The organism is Paenibacillus cineris, from assembly GCF_018333335.1.
GTDB lineage: Bacteria > Bacillota > Bacilli > Paenibacillales > Paenibacillaceae > Paenibacillus_AQ > Paenibacillus_AQ favisporus.
Window position 1 is genome coordinate 47,197 of record NZ_BORU01000008.1, and the last position, 16,125, is coordinate 63,321.

Annotated in this window: 14 protein-coding genes and 1 rRNA gene; 1 reads left to right on the forward strand and 14 read right to left on the reverse strand. The window is 53.0% G+C overall.

The genetic code is table 11. The features are described 5' to 3' along the window. Positions 1-19: 19 nt before the first annotated feature. The 5 genes from cysE to KI379_RS33270 form a co-directional block, all read right to left on the reverse strand. Positions 20-700, reverse strand: coding sequence for a serine O-acetyltransferase (gene cysE / locus KI379_RS33250; RefSeq protein WP_076176714.1), 681 nt, complete (start codon positions 698-700; stop codon positions 20-22). Positions 701-1,331: 631 nt separating this feature from the next. Further along, positions 1,332-2,792, reverse strand: coding sequence for a glutamate--tRNA ligase (gene gltX / locus KI379_RS33255; RefSeq protein WP_212986149.1), 1,461 nt, complete (start codon positions 2,790-2,792; stop codon positions 1,332-1,334). Between the two features lie 75 nt (positions 2,793-2,867). Then, a complete protein-coding gene (ispF, locus tag KI379_RS33260) occupies positions 2,868-3,356 on the reverse strand; it encodes a 2-C-methyl-D-erythritol 2,4-cyclodiphosphate synthase (protein ID WP_105441910.1) in 489 nt (162 codons plus the stop codon). Beyond that, positions 3,353-4,063 (reverse strand): 2-C-methyl-D-erythritol 4-phosphate cytidylyltransferase, encoded by a 711-nt coding sequence (gene ispD / locus KI379_RS33265; protein WP_373309649.1) that lies wholly within the window; start codon positions 4,061-4,063, stop codon positions 3,353-3,355. The genes ispF and ispD overlap by 4 nt, the downstream gene beginning before the upstream one ends. A 54-nt stretch (positions 4,064-4,117) precedes the next feature. Next, on the reverse strand, positions 4,118-5,194 hold the full coding sequence (locus tag KI379_RS33270) for a PIN/TRAM domain-containing protein (protein WP_076176711.1): 1,077 nt from the start codon (positions 5,192-5,194) through the stop codon (positions 4,118-4,120). Positions 5,195-5,421: 227 nt separating this feature from the next. On the opposite strand from KI379_RS33270, the gene KI379_RS33275 reads away from it, so the two are divergent. Beyond that, positions 5,422-5,817, forward strand: a complete 396-nt coding sequence (locus KI379_RS33275; protein ID WP_076176710.1) for a DUF1573 domain-containing protein — start codon at positions 5,422-5,424, stop codon at positions 5,815-5,817. 106 nt (positions 5,818-5,923) lie between these two features. Here the strand turns inward: KI379_RS33275 and pssA are convergent, their stop codons facing one another. From pssA to rrf, 9 genes are all read right to left on the reverse strand, one after another. After that, positions 5,924-6,655, reverse strand: a complete 732-nt coding sequence (gene pssA / locus KI379_RS33280) for a CDP-diacylglycerol--serine O-phosphatidyltransferase (protein ID WP_145950212.1) — start codon at positions 6,653-6,655, stop codon at positions 5,924-5,926. Positions 6,656-6,709: 54 nt separating this feature from the next. Next, the gene (disA, locus tag KI379_RS33285; RefSeq protein ID WP_076176708.1) at positions 6,710-7,786 is read right to left on the reverse strand and encodes a DNA integrity scanning diadenylate cyclase DisA; all 1,077 of its coding nucleotides are present in this window, start codon (positions 7,784-7,786) and stop codon (positions 6,710-6,712) included. A gap of 13 nt (positions 7,787-7,799) precedes the next feature. Beyond that, positions 7,800-9,167 (reverse strand): DNA repair protein RadA, encoded by a 1,368-nt coding sequence (gene radA / locus KI379_RS33290; RefSeq protein ID WP_089549786.1) that lies wholly within the window; start codon positions 9,165-9,167, stop codon positions 7,800-7,802. Between the two features lie 226 nt (positions 9,168-9,393). Continuing rightward, entirely contained in the window at positions 9,394-11,844 is a 2,451-nt protein-coding gene (gene clpC / locus KI379_RS33295; protein ID WP_076176706.1) for an ATP-dependent protease ATP-binding subunit ClpC, read from the reverse strand. Positions 11,845-11,921: 77 nt separating this feature from the next. Continuing rightward, positions 11,922-12,980 carry a protein arginine kinase gene (locus KI379_RS33300; protein WP_116234482.1) on the reverse strand — a complete coding sequence of 353 codons (1,059 nt, stop codon included), beginning with the start codon at positions 12,978-12,980 and terminating at the stop codon, positions 11,922-11,924. 28 nt (positions 12,981-13,008) lie between these two features. Next, complete coding sequence (locus KI379_RS33305; RefSeq protein ID WP_212986150.1) at positions 13,009-13,533, reverse strand: UvrB/UvrC motif-containing protein; 525 nt, start codon at positions 13,531-13,533, stop codon at positions 13,009-13,011. A gap of 29 nt (positions 13,534-13,562) precedes the next feature. Then, complete coding sequence (locus tag KI379_RS33310; RefSeq protein WP_076176703.1) at positions 13,563-14,024, reverse strand: CtsR family transcriptional regulator; 462 nt, start codon at positions 14,022-14,024, stop codon at positions 13,563-13,565. 404 nt (positions 14,025-14,428) lie between these two features. Continuing rightward, complete coding sequence (locus KI379_RS33315; RefSeq protein ID WP_212986151.1) at positions 14,429-15,616, reverse strand: GNAT family N-acetyltransferase; 1,188 nt, start codon at positions 15,614-15,616, stop codon at positions 14,429-14,431. A 383-nt stretch (positions 15,617-15,999) separates the two neighbouring features. Next, a 5S ribosomal RNA gene (gene rrf / locus KI379_RS33320) occupies positions 16,000-16,116 on the reverse strand. Positions 16,117-16,125 lie beyond the last annotated feature (9 nt).

Consider the following 16,125-nt stretch of genomic DNA (forward strand, 5'->3'; position numbering starts at 1 on the left):
CATGAAATTCGCTGCTTCTTTATTTCGAACGTGCTCCAGCCGGGGTTTCCTCCTGCTGCAGCCGGTTGTTTTCCGTTTGTAGTCTTTCCAATTCACCGCGAAGCTGTTCGATCTCCTGCTGCATGCTGCGCAGCGAATCGACGATCGGGTCAGGCAGCTGGTGGCTTAGACGGTCCACCCGGCGCCCGTCCTGCTTCACGATTCTTCCAGGAATGCCCACCACCGTGCTGTTCGAGGGGACTTCCTTCAGAACGACCGAGTTGGCTCCGATGTTGCACTGGTCGCCGACCGTAAACGATCCCAGCACTTTCGCGCCGGACGCAATGACGACATTGTTGCCGATGGTCGGATGCCGTTTGCCTTTTTCCTTCCCGGTGCCCCCGAGGGTAACGCCCTGGTAAATGACGACGTCGTCCCCGATCTCACAGGTCTCCCCGATGACCACACCCATGCCATGGTCGATGAACAGGCGCTTGCCGATCTTCGCTCCGGGATGGATCTCGATCCCCGTCATGAAACGGCTGACCTGGGAAATCACGCGCGCCAGTGTATACCACCGGCGTTTGTACAGTGCATGCGCAACCCGATGAGCCCAGATGGCATGCAATCCGGAATAGGTGAAAATGACCTCGAACAGACTTCTGGCCGCCGGATCATTCTCGAATACGGTTTGGATATCCGATTTCATGTGCTTGAACATATCCGTTCCCCTCTTTGCTTCTTCTGTTCTCCATCGTTACGTGGAGGCACAACACCCTTCTCATCCTGACAACAAAAGCGTTCATCGACGTTTCTTCATCGACGTTTCTTCATCGACGCTTGTTCATCGAGTCCCAACACGCTCAGCGAAGATTCTTTCAACAAAAAACGCCCCTGCAGCATCATGCTGCAGAGACGTTATACGCGCGGTCCCACTCTGCTTGGGCCTTGCTGCTGACGTGCCCGCCGGTGATTCCGGCAGACTGCATCGCAAACGAAAAGCCCCACTTTCTGTCCTCATAACGGCGGACGTCCGGCACAGTCTAACGGGGGAGATCCTCCTCCGCTCATCCATGCAGCTCACAGGTGCATTTCCACTGCCGGCCAATAGGTAACTTCCAGCCTAAAGGAAAACTTGCGCCTCCCTTGCGGTCACCCTCTCTGTCAATGGCGTGATCAATGTACTTCTCCTGATCTTCGCTGATCGCACATTGGATCATTCGGCACTCCCAGTAACAGCGGGGCCGAATTGATTTTGCTTGTAATTATAGCCGATAAGTCGTCTTACTGACAAGAAGTGTTTCAGGGAGCTTATGGGTTAGAATATGCTGTGATTACAAGAAAGAATCCACTTATGCTCCCTTAATTTGCGATTTCAGCCGCTCGATCACGCGTCCGCGGCCCAGCAGGAAGATCGTCTCGTTCAGATCGCGGCCATGCATCTGGCCGGTCAGCGCGACACGGATCGGCATAAAGAGCTGCTTGCCTTTCACGCCGGTCTCCTTCTGAACCTCTTTGATAAGCGCGGCAATATGCGAAGCGGTATACTCCTCCGAAGCTTCGATCTTCGCCAGCAGCGCGGACAATACGGTAGGTACCTGCTCCTCAGCCAGCACCGGCAGGGCTTCCTGATCGATTTCCAGATGGGTGCGGAAGAACACCTCCGACAGATCGACAATATCCGATGCGGCTGTCATCTGTTCCTGATAGAGGGCGACGAGCTTGCGCGTCCATGCCTTCTGCTCCTCATCCAGGTCGGCCGGCAGGCGGCTCGCCCGCTGCAAGTGCGGTATCGCCAGCTCCGTAATCCGGTCGGTATCGGCATTCTTAATGTACGTATTGTTCAGATGAGCCAGCTTGTTCTGATCGAACACGGCCGGGCTCTTCGACAGGCGGTCCGGATTGAAGATCTTGATCAGCTCTTCTCTGCTGTAAATCTCTTCTTCGCCTTCCGGAGACCAGCCCAGCAGGGCGATAAAGTTCACCATCGCTTCCGGCAGATAACCCAGCTGGTCGTACTGCTCGATGAACTGGATGATCGATTCATCCCGCTTGCTGAGCTTCTTGTGGTTCTCATTCACGATCAGCGTCATATGACCAAACAGCGGCGGCTCCCAGCCGAACGCCTCGTAGATCATCAGCTGGCGCGGCGTGTTGGAAATATGGTCTTCCCCGCGCAGGACGTGGGAAATTTCCATCAGATGGTCGTCGAGCACCACCGCGAAGTTGTACGTCGGAATGCCGTCCTTTTTCACAATGACAAAGTCACCGGTGTCCTGGGTATTGAAAGAAATCGTGCCTTTGACCATATCGTTGAACGTGTACGTCTTATTGTCCGGTACCCGGAAGCGAATGCTGGCCACCCGGCCTTCCGCTTCGAATGCCTGGCACTGCTCAGGCGTCAAGTCACGGTGCTTGCCGGAATAGCGCGGCGTCTCGCCGCGGGCGATCTGCTCTTCCCGTTCCTTCTCCAGCTCTTCCTCGGTGCAATAGCAGCGGTAAGCCAAGCCGCGGTCCAGCAGGTCCTGCCAGTATTTCTTATAAATGTCCAGACGTTCGGTCTGGCGGTAAGGGCCATACGCCCCGCCCACATCAACGCTTTCGTCCCAGTCCATGCCAAGCCATTTCAAATACTTCAGCTGGCTTTCTTCGCCGCCTTCGATATTCCGCTTCACGTCCGTATCTTCGATTCGGATAATAAACTCTCCGCCCTGGTTGCGGGCATACAAATAGTTAAACAGCGCCGTTCTGGCATTGCCAATATGTAAATGTCCGGTTGGACTCGGTGCATAACGTACGCGCACTCTGCTCATCCTGATCCCCTCCGTCATATCATTGATCAATAAAGTCCGTTCAGAAATACTTTACCCTATTCCAGCTTAAATCCTTCAAGATGATAGCACATCTTGGATCAAGCATACAACCGATTGGGCTGCAATGCCTTCTCCCCGACCGGTGAATCCGAGCTGCTCCGTCGTAGTTGCCTTCACGTTGACCTGTGTCACGTCGGCATCCAGCGCCTTGGCGATGACTTCAGCCATCTGCGGAATATAAGGAGCCATTTTCGGACGCTGGGCGATAATGGTCGAATCGATGTTGCCCAGGCGGTACCCCCGCTCCTTGGCGAGGCCCCATACATGCAGCAGCAGCTTCAAACTGTCCGCGTCCTTGAATTCCGGATCCGTATCGGGAAAATGCTTGCCGATGTCCCCCAGCGCAAGCGCACCCAAAATCGCATCCGCGACGGCATGCAGCAGCACGTCCGCGTCGGAATGTCCCAGCAGCCCCTTCTCGTACGGAATCGTGACTCCGCCAATGATGCACGGCCTGCCCTCCACCAGCTGGTGAACGTCAAACCCTTGTCCTACACGTATCATCCCTTTTTCTCTCCCTTGCGTTTCTGCATAAATGCGGCGTACTCCAAATCTTCCGGCGTCGTAATTTTGATATTCGTATAGCTGCCTTCCACAACCGCCACGGGAATGCCCAGCCGCTCCACGAGCATGGAGTCGTCTGTGCCGGCGAAGCCGTCCGCTGCGGCGCGTTCATGAGCCCTTTTCAAATCGGAAAGACGAAAAGCCTGTGGGGTGTGAATGGCCCACAGACTCCGGCGATCAGGGGTCGCCAGAATCGTCCCCGAATCGTTCACCTGCTTGATGGTATCCTTCACCGGCACCGCCAGCACGGCCGCTCCTTCCTGGAGCGCCTTCCGGTAGCAGGCCTCAATGTGTTCAGGTTCCACGAACGGGCGAACCCCGTCATGAACCATTACCCATTCTGTGCCAATTTCCATCAAGCCGTTGTATACGGATTGTTGTCTTTCGCTTCCGCCGGCGATGACCTTGGTTACTTTACCAAGTCCGTAATCCCGGATCCACTGCTCGCAGCGCGGAATATCGTCCGCACCGGTGACCAGGACCACTTCTTTCACCAGCGGCATTTGTTCAAAAATGTCAAGCGTATGCATAATGATGGGCTTGTCTTCAAGCATAAGGTACTGCTTGCTTTCCTGCGTCCCCATCCGGGAGCCGCGGCCCGCGGATACCACAATGACGCCCACCTGATTCTCTGTGCCCAAGTCGATGCAAAGCCTCCTCAACAACTGACCGAAAAAGAGTATACCCCCATCATACCGCGTTTACTGGGCTTTTTCCAACAGTTTCGGTTTGGCGAAGATCATCCGCCCCGCGGAGGTCTGCAGCACGCTCGTTACCAGCACTTCCATCATATTGCCTATATAGTCGCGTCCGCCTTCAACCACAATCATGGTTCCGTCGTCGAGATAAGCCACTCCCTGGCCATGCTCTTTGCCGTCCTTGATCACCTGCACCATAATTTCTTCCCCCGGCAGGACGACCGGCTTCACGGCGTTGGCCAAATCGTTAATGTTCAGTACGGATACGCCTTGCAGCTCGCACACCTTGTTCAGGTTAAAATCGTTGGTTACCACTTTGCCCTGCAGCACCTTGGCGAGCTTCACCAGCTTGCTGTCCACCTCGGAAATTTCTTCGAAATCCCCTTCATAGATCAGCACCCTGACGTCCAGTTCCTTCTGGATCTTGTTCAAAATATCGAGTCCTCTGCGTCCGCGGTTCCGCTTCAAGAGGTCAGAGGAATCCGCGATATGCTGAAGCTCTTCCAGTACAAATTCGGGAATGACGATCGTTCCTTCGATAAAACCGGTTTTGCAGATGTCCGCGATCCGGCCGTCGATAATGACGCTCGTATCGAGAATTTTATGCTCCTCAATCCGGCGTTCCTCCGGCAGCTCGCCCCGGCTCCATTTGCCGGAAGTCCACAGGGAAGCGAGCTCCTCTTTCTTTTCCAAGCCGATCCGAAGTCCCATATAACCGCACACAAACGTCACGCCGACAGCCAGCAAATCCCCGGCATGTCCAATCCAGGCAAGGCTAGGGTAGATTAATAGAGCCAGCAGCAGTCCTCCGATCAGACCCGACGCTCCGGCCGCCAGTTCATTCATCGGCGTGTTCGAGAACGAAGCGATAAACGAATGCAGACGATACGATACAGCTTGAGCACACAGGGAACCAATCAACATAAATAAAATTGCGCCAACCACAGCGAACATCAGGCTGCCCCACAGCGAATCATCAATTCCAATTCCAGGGAACGACCAACCTGCTGCATGATGCAGCGAGTACCCGATCCATGCCCCGCATAATCCGGCAAATGCCGTGATCGATTTCCTCAGCATCAGTTCCCTCACCTCCTTAAATCCATATTTTTAATAGTTGCAGATTTCATTAGCAGTATGGTCCATTTTGCAGCAACCTAATCCTGTATATTCCAATTTTTATTGGACGGCTGAACCTTTCTTTTGTACCATCCTACAGAAGTCTCGTTTTTGGTTGAAAATGGGGAATTGACTGGAATATAATAAGTTCAATTCAAAAAACTAGAGGTTAGAGGTGAATAGGTTACATGGGCACACCAAGTTTACAAGACTTTCAAGATCAGGTTTCCGAACTGTTGCTCCGTCACCGCAGTCTGCTGGATGTATTGTCAAAGAATGGACAAAGCAGTGCCTCCGTTAACCGGTCCGTCGCCAAGGCGATTACCGATTGCGGTTGTATTGAACTTCATGCCACCAAACAAACCTTTGCTCCGGGACTGAACCTCGAGGAAGCCAAGGAAACGGTACGGACCCATGTCCAAGGGGAGTTGTGCGAGAACTGCCGCGAGGTGATCAGTACCGAGCTCGGGCGGAACCTGTTCTATATGTCGGCGCTGTGCAATCTGCTCGATATCAATATGGATGAAGTGGTCCGGAAGGAATCGCAAAAATGCTCTACCCTCGGTCTGTTTAACATGTCATAGAAGACAAGATTTTTTTATACATCAAAAAAAGCATTTATCTCGCTGCTCCGGGCAGGAAATAAATGCTTTTTATTTTTGCATCCCGTTCTATTAAACAGGACGTCGTTTATGAGGAGTGGTCGTTGAACACTTTATCGGACTGCTCGCGATGGCGGCGGCGTCTCCGCGACAACCTTCTCACGTTCTCCTTCACACCGTAAGCGGCATACAGCACCAGCGGCAGGAAAATCAGCTTGGAGAGCTGATCCGGGAACGTAACGGCGACCGCGACTGCGGCAAGAATGACGAACGGCGCGTACATCATCGCTTTCTTCGGAAAACCGATTTTCTTGAAGTTCGGATACCGGACCGTGCTGACCATCAGGTATGACAGCAGCAGCATGGCGATGATCATATAGGGGGCGGAAATATCATCACGGAACAAAGATAATGTTGCAAGCACACCGCCCGCTGCCGGTATAGGCAGACCTATAAAGTAGCCCGGGCTGCCTGATTGGACGTTGAAGCGGGCAAGCCGAAGCGCCCCGCACATGGGAAATACGGCGGTTACCGTCCAGATCAGCGCATGATGCATATCGTGGAAACAAGAAATGTACATGATAAGTGCGGGTGCAACACCAAAGGAAATTACATCCGAGAGGGAGTCCAGTTCCTTGCCCAACTCACTCTGTGCATTGAGCGCCCGGGCCACCCGGCCGTCCAATCCGTCGAGAAGCATTGCAATGATAATCATGATGGCCGCCAAGCTCAGCTTGTTGTCGAGGGCCAGCATAATCCCTACCATTCCGAGAAACAAGTTACCCAAGGTACACATGTTCGGAATTGATTTCGTAAACATTTTCTCACCTCAAATATCGTAGTACCCCCATGTCATCCATTGATTGTATGGCATTTAAATTTGTCTGTCAATGAATACTTGTTCCTGCAAGCGTTTCAGTCCCTCTTTAATATTGCGGGCTCTGACTTCGCCAATTCCATCCACTTCATCCAATTCTTCGATCGTAGCCATCATGATATGCGGCAGCCGTTCAAAGCGTTCCACCAGGTTGTGAATGATGACGTTCGGCAGACGTGGAATTTTATTGAGGATCCGGTAACCACGGGGTGCTACAGACTCTTCTGAGGTTGCAGCCGACAACGGATATCCCAGCAGGCGGACGACATAGTGGATATCGAGCAGCTCGTCGTCGGTCGCCCGTTTCAGTCCGGCGATCATCTCGCGGATCTTCTCATCGTTGTCATCACGGGCATAGTCTTTGTACAAGAGCCAGGCTTCTTCCTCCATGTTGCTCACGAGCTCTTCCATCTGCATGCTGATCAGGCGCCCTTCGTTCCCCAGCTCGTTGATGTAGCGCTTGATTTCCATCTTGATGCGCAGAACCATCTCCACGCGCTGAATGACGTTGACTACTTCGGGAACGGTGACCAGCTCTTCGAATTCGGAAGCCGACAGGTTTGTCAGCGACTGGTTCAGCACCGCCCGGTACTTCTCCAGTGTCTGAAGCGCCTGGTTGGCTTTGGTTAGAATGACGCCGATCTCTTTCAACGCGTAGCGGAGCGTACCTTGGTACAAGGTAATGATGTTCCGGCGCTGGGAAATCGACACGACCAGCTTGCCGGTCTGTTTGGCGACCCGCTCGGCCGTCCGGTGCCGAATCCCCGTTTCGATCGAAGATATGGACGAGTCCGGAATCAGCTGGGTGTTGGCATACAGAATCCGCTTCAGGTCTTCACTCAAAATGATGGCCCCGTCCATCTTGGCCAGCTCATATAAGTAGTTGGGCGAGAAATCGCAGTTGATGGAGAAGCCTCCGTCCACAACCTCCATCACTTCGGGACTGTAGCCGACCACCAGCAGTCCCCCGGTTTTGGCGCGCAGCACGTTTTCCAGGCCGTCGCGAAACGGCGTGCCGGGTGCCACGAGCTTCAATAAATCGTTCATTTTCTCCAATTGGCTCGGTTCTTTCATCTTCATTTGCCCCCTAATCTAACGCGACCGCTAGTGCATCTGCAACGGTACTCACTCCGATGATTTCAATACCTTTGGGGTGCCTCCATCCTTTCAAACTTTTCTCCGGTAAAATAATCCGCTTGAACCCCAGCTTCTCCGCTTCCCGGACGCGCTGTTCCACACGGGAGACGCCCCGGACTTCGCCGGTCAGGCCGACTTCGCCGAACATGACGTCATACGGCTTTGTCGGAATATCCCGAAAGCTGGAGGCGATGCTGACGGCGATGGCGAGATCGACCGCCGGTTCGTCCAGCTTGACGCCCCCCGCCACGTTCAGGTACGCATCCTGATTCTGCAGGAACATGCCCATCCGCTTCTCCAGCACCGCAATAATCAGTCCCATCCGGTGATGGTCGATCCCGGTGCACATGCGCCGGGGTGACGGAAAATGCGTGGAAGAGATCAAGGCCTGAAGCTCGACCAGGACGGGTCTGGTGCCCTCCATGCTGGCCACGACCGTGGATCCCGCCACGCCCAGCGGACGTTCGGACAGAAACAGCTCCGACGGGTTCCCTACTTCGACCAACCCGACCTCGTTCATCTCAAAAATGCCGATCTCATTTGTCGATCCAAAGCGGTTCTTAACGGCTCTTAACAGCCGGTAGGTATGATGACGCTCGCCTTCAAAATAAAGCACACAGTCCACCATATGCTCCAGCAGCCTCGGTCCGGCGATGGCCCCTTCCTTTGTAACATGCCCCACAAGGACGGTGGCGATGCCGAGCCCTTTGGCTACCCGCATAAACCGGGCCGTACATTCCCGGACCTGCGCCACGCTTCCCGGCGCGCTGGTCACCTCGGGAATGTAGACCGTCTGGATGGAGTCGATCACCAGAAACTGAGGCTTTACACTCTCGATCGCCTCTTCGATCAGATCCATATTCGTCTCGCACAGAACGTACAGTTCCGGCGAGAGGGCACCGAGGCGATCCGCCCGGAGCTTGGTCTGACGGACCGATTCCTCACCGGACACGTACAGCACGCGCAGGCCGGACTGCGTCAGGGCGTGCGACGTTTGCAGGAGCAGGGTCGACTTGCCGATGCCGGGGTCGCCCCCGACAAGAATGAGCGATCCGGGAACGATCCCGCCGCCCAGAACGCGGTTGAGCTCGCCGATCCCGGTCAGCACCCTTGCTTCCTGGCTGCTCTCTATATTTATGATCGAAAGCGGCTTTTCTTTACTATGAAAAAGCGGGGAATTCATCCCCTGCGTCTTGATGATGCTTTCCGTTTCTTCTACCATCGAGTTCCAGGCTTGGCAGCCCGGACACTTTCCGTACCACTTGGCAGCTTCATAGCCGCACTCGGTACAGTAAAATTTCGTTTTCGATTTGGCCATGCTCTCTCCTTTGCTGCCGCCAATTTGTCTAATTATGTCGTTACCTCAGAATTTTGGCATTATTTTAAGTTTACCATTTATTAAGATTTATCGTAAAGTCTATCCAAAAACTTTACATTGATTTATCACTGCGATACAAAAAGAAAAGGGACCGACCCGCCGGATCCATAAAAACCGGCGGGGCAATCCCTTGTTGTTTCAGGCTTCGTATGAAGTCACCGGCTCATTACGACTGTGTATTGGCCGATACATTTTCGTTTTTGCTGACCGTCAGCGCGCCGTTCTCTTCATCGATAATCAGCGAGTCGCCCTTGGACACATGGCCCGTGAGCAATTCTTCCGACAGACGGTCCTCGATATGCTTCTGGATCGCCCGGCGAAGCGGACGGGCACCGAATGCCGGGTCGTAGCCTTCTTTGGCGAGGAATGCCTTGGCTTTATCCGTCAGGGTAAAGTCGACATTGAATTCGCGCAGGCGTTTACGCAGCTCTTCGGTCATCGTCGTCACGATTTCGGCGATGTGCTTCTCTTCGAGCGAGTGGAAGACGATGATTTCGTCGATCCGGTTCAGGAACTCCGGACGGAAGCTCTTCTTCAGCTCTCCCATCACTTTATCCTTCATGTTGTTGTAATCAGCCCCCGCGTCAGCGGCGGCCGTGAAGCCCATCGTGGAGTTCCGCTTGATCGCTTCCGCACCGACGTTGGAGGTCAGAATGATCAGCGTGTTGCGGAAGTCCACCACACGGCCCTTGGAGTCGGTCAGACGGCCGTCTTCCAGCACTTGAAGCAGAATGTTGAATACTTCAGGGTGCGCCTTCTCGATTTCGTCCAGCAGAACGACCGAGTACGGCTTGCGGCGTACTTTTTCGGTCAGCTGGCCGCCTTCATCATAGCCGACGTATCCCGGAGGCGCTCCGACCAGCCGGGACGTGGAGTGTTTCTCCATGTACTCGGACATGTCGATGCGGACTACCGCATTTTCGTCGCCGAACATCGCTTCGGCCAGCGCACGGGCCAGCTCGGTTTTACCGACACCCGTAGGTCCAAGGAAGATGAACGATCCAATCGGACGTTTCGGATCCTTCAGACCGGCACGAGAACGTCTTACCGCGCGGCTGACCGCCTTGACGGCTTCTTCCTGGCCGATAACGCGCTCGTGGAGAATGGTCTCCATATTCAGCAGGCGTTCCGTTTCTTCTTCCTTCAGCTTGCTGACCGGAATACCGGTCCAGCTGGCTACAACCTGGGCGATATCCTCAGGCGTCACTTCGGAGTCCGTACGGCCCTGTTTCTCTTTCCATTGGTTCTTCGTAACGTCGAGCTCTTCGCGGATCTTCTGCTCCGTATCGCGAAGGGCGGCCGCTTTCTCGAATTCCTGGCTTTGCACGGCCGAATCTTTTTCCTTGCGGATATCTTCAAGCCGGCTTTCCAGTTCTTTCAGATTCGGCGGAATGGTGTACGTGTGAAGCCTTACCTTGGAGCCCGCCTCGTCGATCAGGTCGATCGCTTTATCCGGCAGGAACCGGTCGGAAATGTAGCGGTCCGACAGCTTCACCGCTTCCACGATCGCCTCATCCGTAATCTTCACACGGTGATGCGCTTCGTAGCGGTCGCGCAGGCCGAACAGAATTTGAATCGCTTCTTCCGGAGACGGCTGATCCACCGTGATCGGTTGGAAACGGCGCTCCAGAGCGGCGTCTTTCTCGATATATTTGCGGTACTCATCCAGCGTGGTGGCACCGATGCACTGCAGCTCGCCGCGGGCTAGCGACGGCTTCAGAATGTTAGATGCGTCGATAGCGCCTTCCGCGCCGCCGGCACCGATCAGCGTATGCAGCTCGTCGATAAAGAGGATGATGTTGCCCGCTTGGCGGATTTCATCCATGATTTTCTTCAAGCGGTCCTCGAACTCGCCGCGGTATTTCGTACCGGCTACAACCGATCCCATGTCCAGCGTCATGACGCGTTTGTCACGCAGCGTTTCCGGGATTTCGTTGTTGATGATTTTTTGCGCCAGGCCTTCGGCGATGGCGGTTTTACCAACCCCCGGCTCACCGATCAGCACCGGATTGTTTTTGGTCCGGCGGCTGAGGACCTGGATAACTCTTTCGATCTCGTTGCTGCGTCCGATAACCGGATCCAGGTTGCCTTCTTTGGCAATCGCAGTCAAGTCACGGGCCAGGCTGTCGAGCGTCGGCGTGCTGACGTTGGATTGGTTGCCGTGATGGCTGGATACTGCTTCGCTGCTGCCCAGCAGCTGCAGCACTTGCTGGCGCGCCTTATTCAGGCTGATGCCGAGATTATTCAACACACGGGCGGCCACGCCTTCGCCTTCGCGAATGAGGCCGAGCAGGATATGCTCTGTGCCCACATACGTATGACCCAATTTGCGCGCTTCGTCCATGGACAGCTCAATTACCTTTTTGGCGCGAGGGGTATAAGCGATATTCGTCGGCTGTTCCTGCCCCCGTCCGATGAGCGTTTCCACTTCATCCTGGATTTTTTCAAGGCCAAGTCCGAGTCCGATTAAAGCTTTAGCGGCTATGCCGTCCCCTTCCCGGATCAGTCCGAGCAAAATATGCTCCGTACCAATGTTGTTATGCCCTAAACGAACCGCTTCCTCTTGTGCCAATGCGAGCACCTTCTGCGCACGTTCCGTAAATCTTCCGAACATCATATCTCCTGCACCTCCATGAGTTTTATCATCGCTTCTCCACTTACTTCCTTCATCGTAAAGCTGTATATCATAAAGGCTCAGCGCTTTCCGAGGGTTTCCCGGATGAGCTTCGCCCGGTAAATATCGCGTTCTTCGGTGTTCATCTCGTGACCGTAAGTTTTCTGCAGGAAGCCCGGCTGGGTCATCACATTCAGTTCATTCATCACCGAAATAGACGGTCCCTCAAGAATCCCGAGGTCAACTCCAAGGCGCACGTCGGAGAGACGCTGCCCTGCCTCCTTCGAATCCATGACTTCCGCATAGGATAAAATCCCATAGGACCGTTTGATGCGGTCGGTAATGCGGAGTCTGGAATCGTTCATAAGCCGCGTGCGTGCATTTTTCTCATGCTCGATAATCTGCAGCACAACGCTGTGGAGGTTGTCGATGATTTCATTCTCGGTCTGTCCCAAGGTAATCTGATTCGAAATTTGGAACAGGTTACCTATTGCTTCGCTGCCTTCCCCGTAAATTCCTCTAACGGTGAGCCCAACTTGTGAAACGGCGGATAAAATCCGGTTGATCTGCTGAGTCATCACCAGCGCCGGGAGGTGCATCATGACCGAAGCCCGCAGGCCTGTGCCCACATTGGTTGGACAGCTGGTCAAGTACCCGTGCTTATCGTCAAAAGCGTAATCGATGTATTCCTCAAATTTATCGTCAATGCTCGAGGCCTTCTCCCAGGCTTGGCGGATTTGAAAACCGGGGTATAGACATTGAATGCGAAGATGGTCCTCTTCGTTAATCATAATGCTGACCGATTCGTCCTCACTGAGGATGACCGCGCCGTTCTGGGATTCATTCGCCAAATTAGGGCTGATCAAATGCTTCTCTACCAGCACCCTTTTGTCCAGCGGATCGATGTGGTCGAGCTCCACGGTATAAAAAGTTCCAAAAGACTGAAGGTGATCACTGGGAATACCCGTCAGACGTTTGAGCACTTCCTCCGACTGCTGGCGGGTGGCCAATAGCGGAAAAGGAAGATGCTGCAGGTTGCGCGCAACCCGAACCCGGCTGCTGATGACGATTTCGGAAGCATCGGCCTGGCCGCGCATCCAATCGCTCAGCGCTTTCTCGGTAAACCGGAGATTTGGCATCACGCATTCCTCCTCCTTCGAGTGAACTTTACTGTTCCGACAATTCTTTCTCAAGCGTACGGATCTGGTCGCGCAGCTTCGCAGCCTCTTCGAATTCCTCTTCGTGAATACGCTGCTGAAGCTCGAGCTTCAAGCTGTCGATTTTCCGTTTGGCTTGAATTTTGCTGCCGCCTCTCTTAGGCAGCTTGCCGACATGTACGGTACTGCCGTGAACTCTTTTGAGCAGAGGGTCCAGGCGGTTGCCGAAGTACTTATAACAGGAGCTGCAGCCGAACCGGCCGATCTTGCTAAACTGCGAGTACGTCATCCCGCACTCTTCACATCTCAGCGATTGAGCAGCCTTGGCGCTGCTTGCCGCTCCTTTGCCGGCCATGTCAATGTCCATGAGACCAGACAGCAGGCTGTGTATAGAAAATCCGCCAGAGGTTCCGGGAATCATTTCCCCTTTCTCCCGGGCACAGGATTCGCAAAAATGAAACTCCGTCTTCTCACCATTCACAATCTTGGTAAAATGGAGAGTCGCCGGCCTCTTACCACATTCTTGGCAAAGCATACCGATGTACCTCCTTTTTCTCCGTAAGCCTATTTGCCTAACAAAGAAATCAGCATCGCCTTCATCAGCCGAGCACGTATCTCATCCCGGTAAGGAAGCTTGATCATCAGGCACTCTCTGGATATCGCGGCGCGCATAATGCTCGCTTCGCGTTTGCTAAGGATGCGTGCCTCCTCCAACTGATAGATCAGCCCTTCGGCCACGTTCTGATCGATGCGTTCCCCAATCGTTTGGTGGAGATGCGTATGAAGCGCCGAGTATTGCGGGAGTTCAATCCGTTGAATCCGGATGTACCCTCCGCCACCGCGCTTGCTTTCCACAAGATAACCTTTTTCCAGCGTGAATCGTGTACTGATCACATAGTTGATCTGGGATGGAACGCATGAGAACTGATCAGCCAGATCGTTGCGCTGAATTTCAATCATTCCTTCGGGACTATCATGCAGAATACCCTTCAGATATTGTTCAATAATATCAGAGATATTACGCATTGTTCATCCTCCATTACGTTAAAACGTCAAGACCTTCATGGTCATTCGTTAGTCCGTTCGCATACCCAAACCATCTCCTTTAAACTTAACCAATGGTCGTGGGCTCGAATCTGGATCTTAACCCGGTGAATATGTTATAACTGATCTAAACCTTGCGCATTCACTATTGTGAGTTCAACCGTAAACAAACATACATTTGAATTTACGTTGACTTTGACTTTCTTTGATCTAAATTATAACATATTCTCACGTTTTGCCAAGAGGGTGTATCTTCATTTTTGACGTTCTCCTTCTTTTTATACCGCACCGATACGAAATAACCCCCTGCAACGTATGCAGAGGGTTATTATTCTGACCGGATCCCGGCTCATTAGAATTGTACAGCAAGGTATTTTATTCCATAATTAAAAGAAGTCCATAAACAAGGTCTGTCGGACGGGGATCCGCGCTTCCAGGATGCTCACTGCCTTCGCACTGCCTGCAATTCGTCCGGATTGGTATAGTTCAGCCGGCCGTTTGAACCCCGTCAGCAGGACGGTCAGTGCCTGGATGTCGCAGCTAAGGATCTCTTCCTGCTGTTCTTGAGATGAATCCAGGGGAGAGACTGATGCGGTTCCGTCCGATGAAAAAGACCAGCTCCAAACGCCTTCATTCCATGGCGCATACATATCCGTCAGCTGAATAGTTAGACGCTCGGCTCCCCCTTCGCCGGAGGCTGTAAAAGGATAAGCTTCGACAAGTTTCTTCATATTTACGACACGGGCCATCCCATATGGGATAATTTCCTGGTTAATCCGTGGATCGGCCAAATGATATGTAAGACTGTCATCCATCGGCATGAAATTGACGATCACCTGTGTCACCATGGAATCGTGATTGGCGATATATGTCCATAGCGCACGGCGTGCCTCATCCGTGACATAAACGAGTTCATCGATGGTAAACTCCTTGTTTTCCACCTTATAAAGAACATATCCTTCCGGCGCACCTGATGCCGAATAATATACCGCGGTATGCCCATCCTCGTCCAGTACCGAACGGGTCCACCATTCCCGCGTCCGAACCATCAATCCATTATAACGTTTAGAAAATGCAGCATAGACCGTATCCAGAACATCCACGTCTTTGATATCCCGCCGAACCGCACCTTCAGTGGTGACCTTTGCCGGCAATTTATCGGTCGAAATGACATATTTCTTGTACTCGCTGAACATTTCCCAGCCATATTTCCGGTAAAACGGGTAGGAAAAGGGATGCAGCATGGAAAAGACCTGCCCGTTCTCATTCATCTGCTGCAGCGCGTGCGTCAACAGATGCTTAATATAACCCTGCCGGCGGTTCTCCGGCCATGTGGAAACGCTCGCAATCCCGCCCATAGGAAAAGTCTCACCTTGAACCGATACCGTAAACGGGATTAGCACCAGCTTAGCCGCCAGTTGCTCATCTTCGTCAAAAATGCCCCACACCTGCTCAGGTTTAAATCGTTCTTTGGCCAGCTGCTTCCGTTCGGGAGTCATCTTGTATTGAAAAGCATATTCGCTTAGCCGAGTGCTTTGCTCAAATTCTTCTTCCCGTAAATTCCGGATTTCCATGCTTCCACCTCGCCTAATAAGGATGTGCCTGCAAATTCAGTCAGACCATCATCGTCATGACAATCATTGATTTCAAAGACGAGTATGGCAAAACCTGTGCGCAAAGTCAATCCATCCTGCAATCTATCCTGTTTACCTGGGGACAACTTATATAAAGAATAGGATCTTGTCGTGGTTATTCACGATCATCTGTGGGTTATGGGGATCAATTTGTGTATTTGTGGATGGTTTTTTGGCGAAACGGGGAGCCGAAAACGTTATCTGTGCATAATTAAGATGAAGGAATGTTAAATACATTCGGGGTTGTGGATGAAAAAAGCCCCTTATCAACAGGAGCGGGGGAACAAAAAAACCACTGTCGATGTTATCAACAGTGGTTCTTCGCTTGGCAACGTCCTACTCTCCCAGGACCCTTCGGTCCAAGTACCATCGGCGCTGGAGGGCTTAACGGTCGTGTTCGGGATGGGTACGCGTGGAACCCCTCCGCTATCGCCACCAAACGTTCAAGT

Bases quoted from the DNA above. Each gene is read 5' to 3' on its own strand.
- cysE (WP_076176714.1), bottom strand. From the start codon at position 700: ATGTTCAAGCACATGAAATCGGATATCCAAACCGTATTCGAGAATGAT.
- gltX (WP_212986149.1), bottom strand. From the start codon at position 2,792: ATGAGCAGAGTGCGCGTACGTTATGCACCGAGTCCAACCGGACATTTA.
- ispF (WP_105441910.1), bottom strand. From the start codon at position 3,356: ATGATACGTGTAGGACAAGGGTTTGACGTTCACCAGCTGGTGGAGGGC.
- KI379_RS33270 (WP_076176711.1), bottom strand. From the start codon at position 5,194: ATGCTGAGGAAATCGATCACGGCATTTGCCGGATTATGCGGGGCATGG.
- KI379_RS33275 (WP_076176710.1), top strand. From the start codon at position 5,422: ATGGGCACACCAAGTTTACAAGACTTTCAAGATCAGGTTTCCGAACTG.
- pssA (WP_145950212.1), bottom strand. From the start codon at position 6,655: ATGTTTACGAAATCAATTCCGAACATGTGTACCTTGGGTAACTTGTTT.
- disA (WP_076176708.1), bottom strand. From the start codon at position 7,786: ATGAAAGAACCGAGCCAATTGGAGAAAATGAACGATTTATTGAAGCTC.
- radA (WP_089549786.1), bottom strand. From the start codon at position 9,167: ATGGCCAAATCGAAAACGAAATTTTACTGTACCGAGTGCGGCTATGAA.
- clpC (WP_076176706.1), bottom strand. From the start codon at position 11,844: ATGATGTTCGGAAGATTTACGGAACGTGCGCAGAAGGTGCTCGCATTG.
- KI379_RS33300 (WP_116234482.1), bottom strand. From the start codon at position 12,980: ATGCCAAATCTCCGGTTTACCGAGAAAGCGCTGAGCGATTGGATGCGC.
- KI379_RS33305 (WP_212986150.1), bottom strand. From the start codon at position 13,533: ATGCTTTGCCAAGAATGTGGTAAGAGGCCGGCGACTCTCCATTTTACC.
- KI379_RS33310 (WP_076176703.1), bottom strand. From the start codon at position 14,024: ATGCGTAATATCTCTGATATTATTGAACAATATCTGAAGGGTATTCTG.
- KI379_RS33315 (WP_212986151.1), bottom strand. From the start codon at position 15,616: ATGGAAATCCGGAATTTACGGGAAGAAGAATTTGAGCAAAGCACTCGG.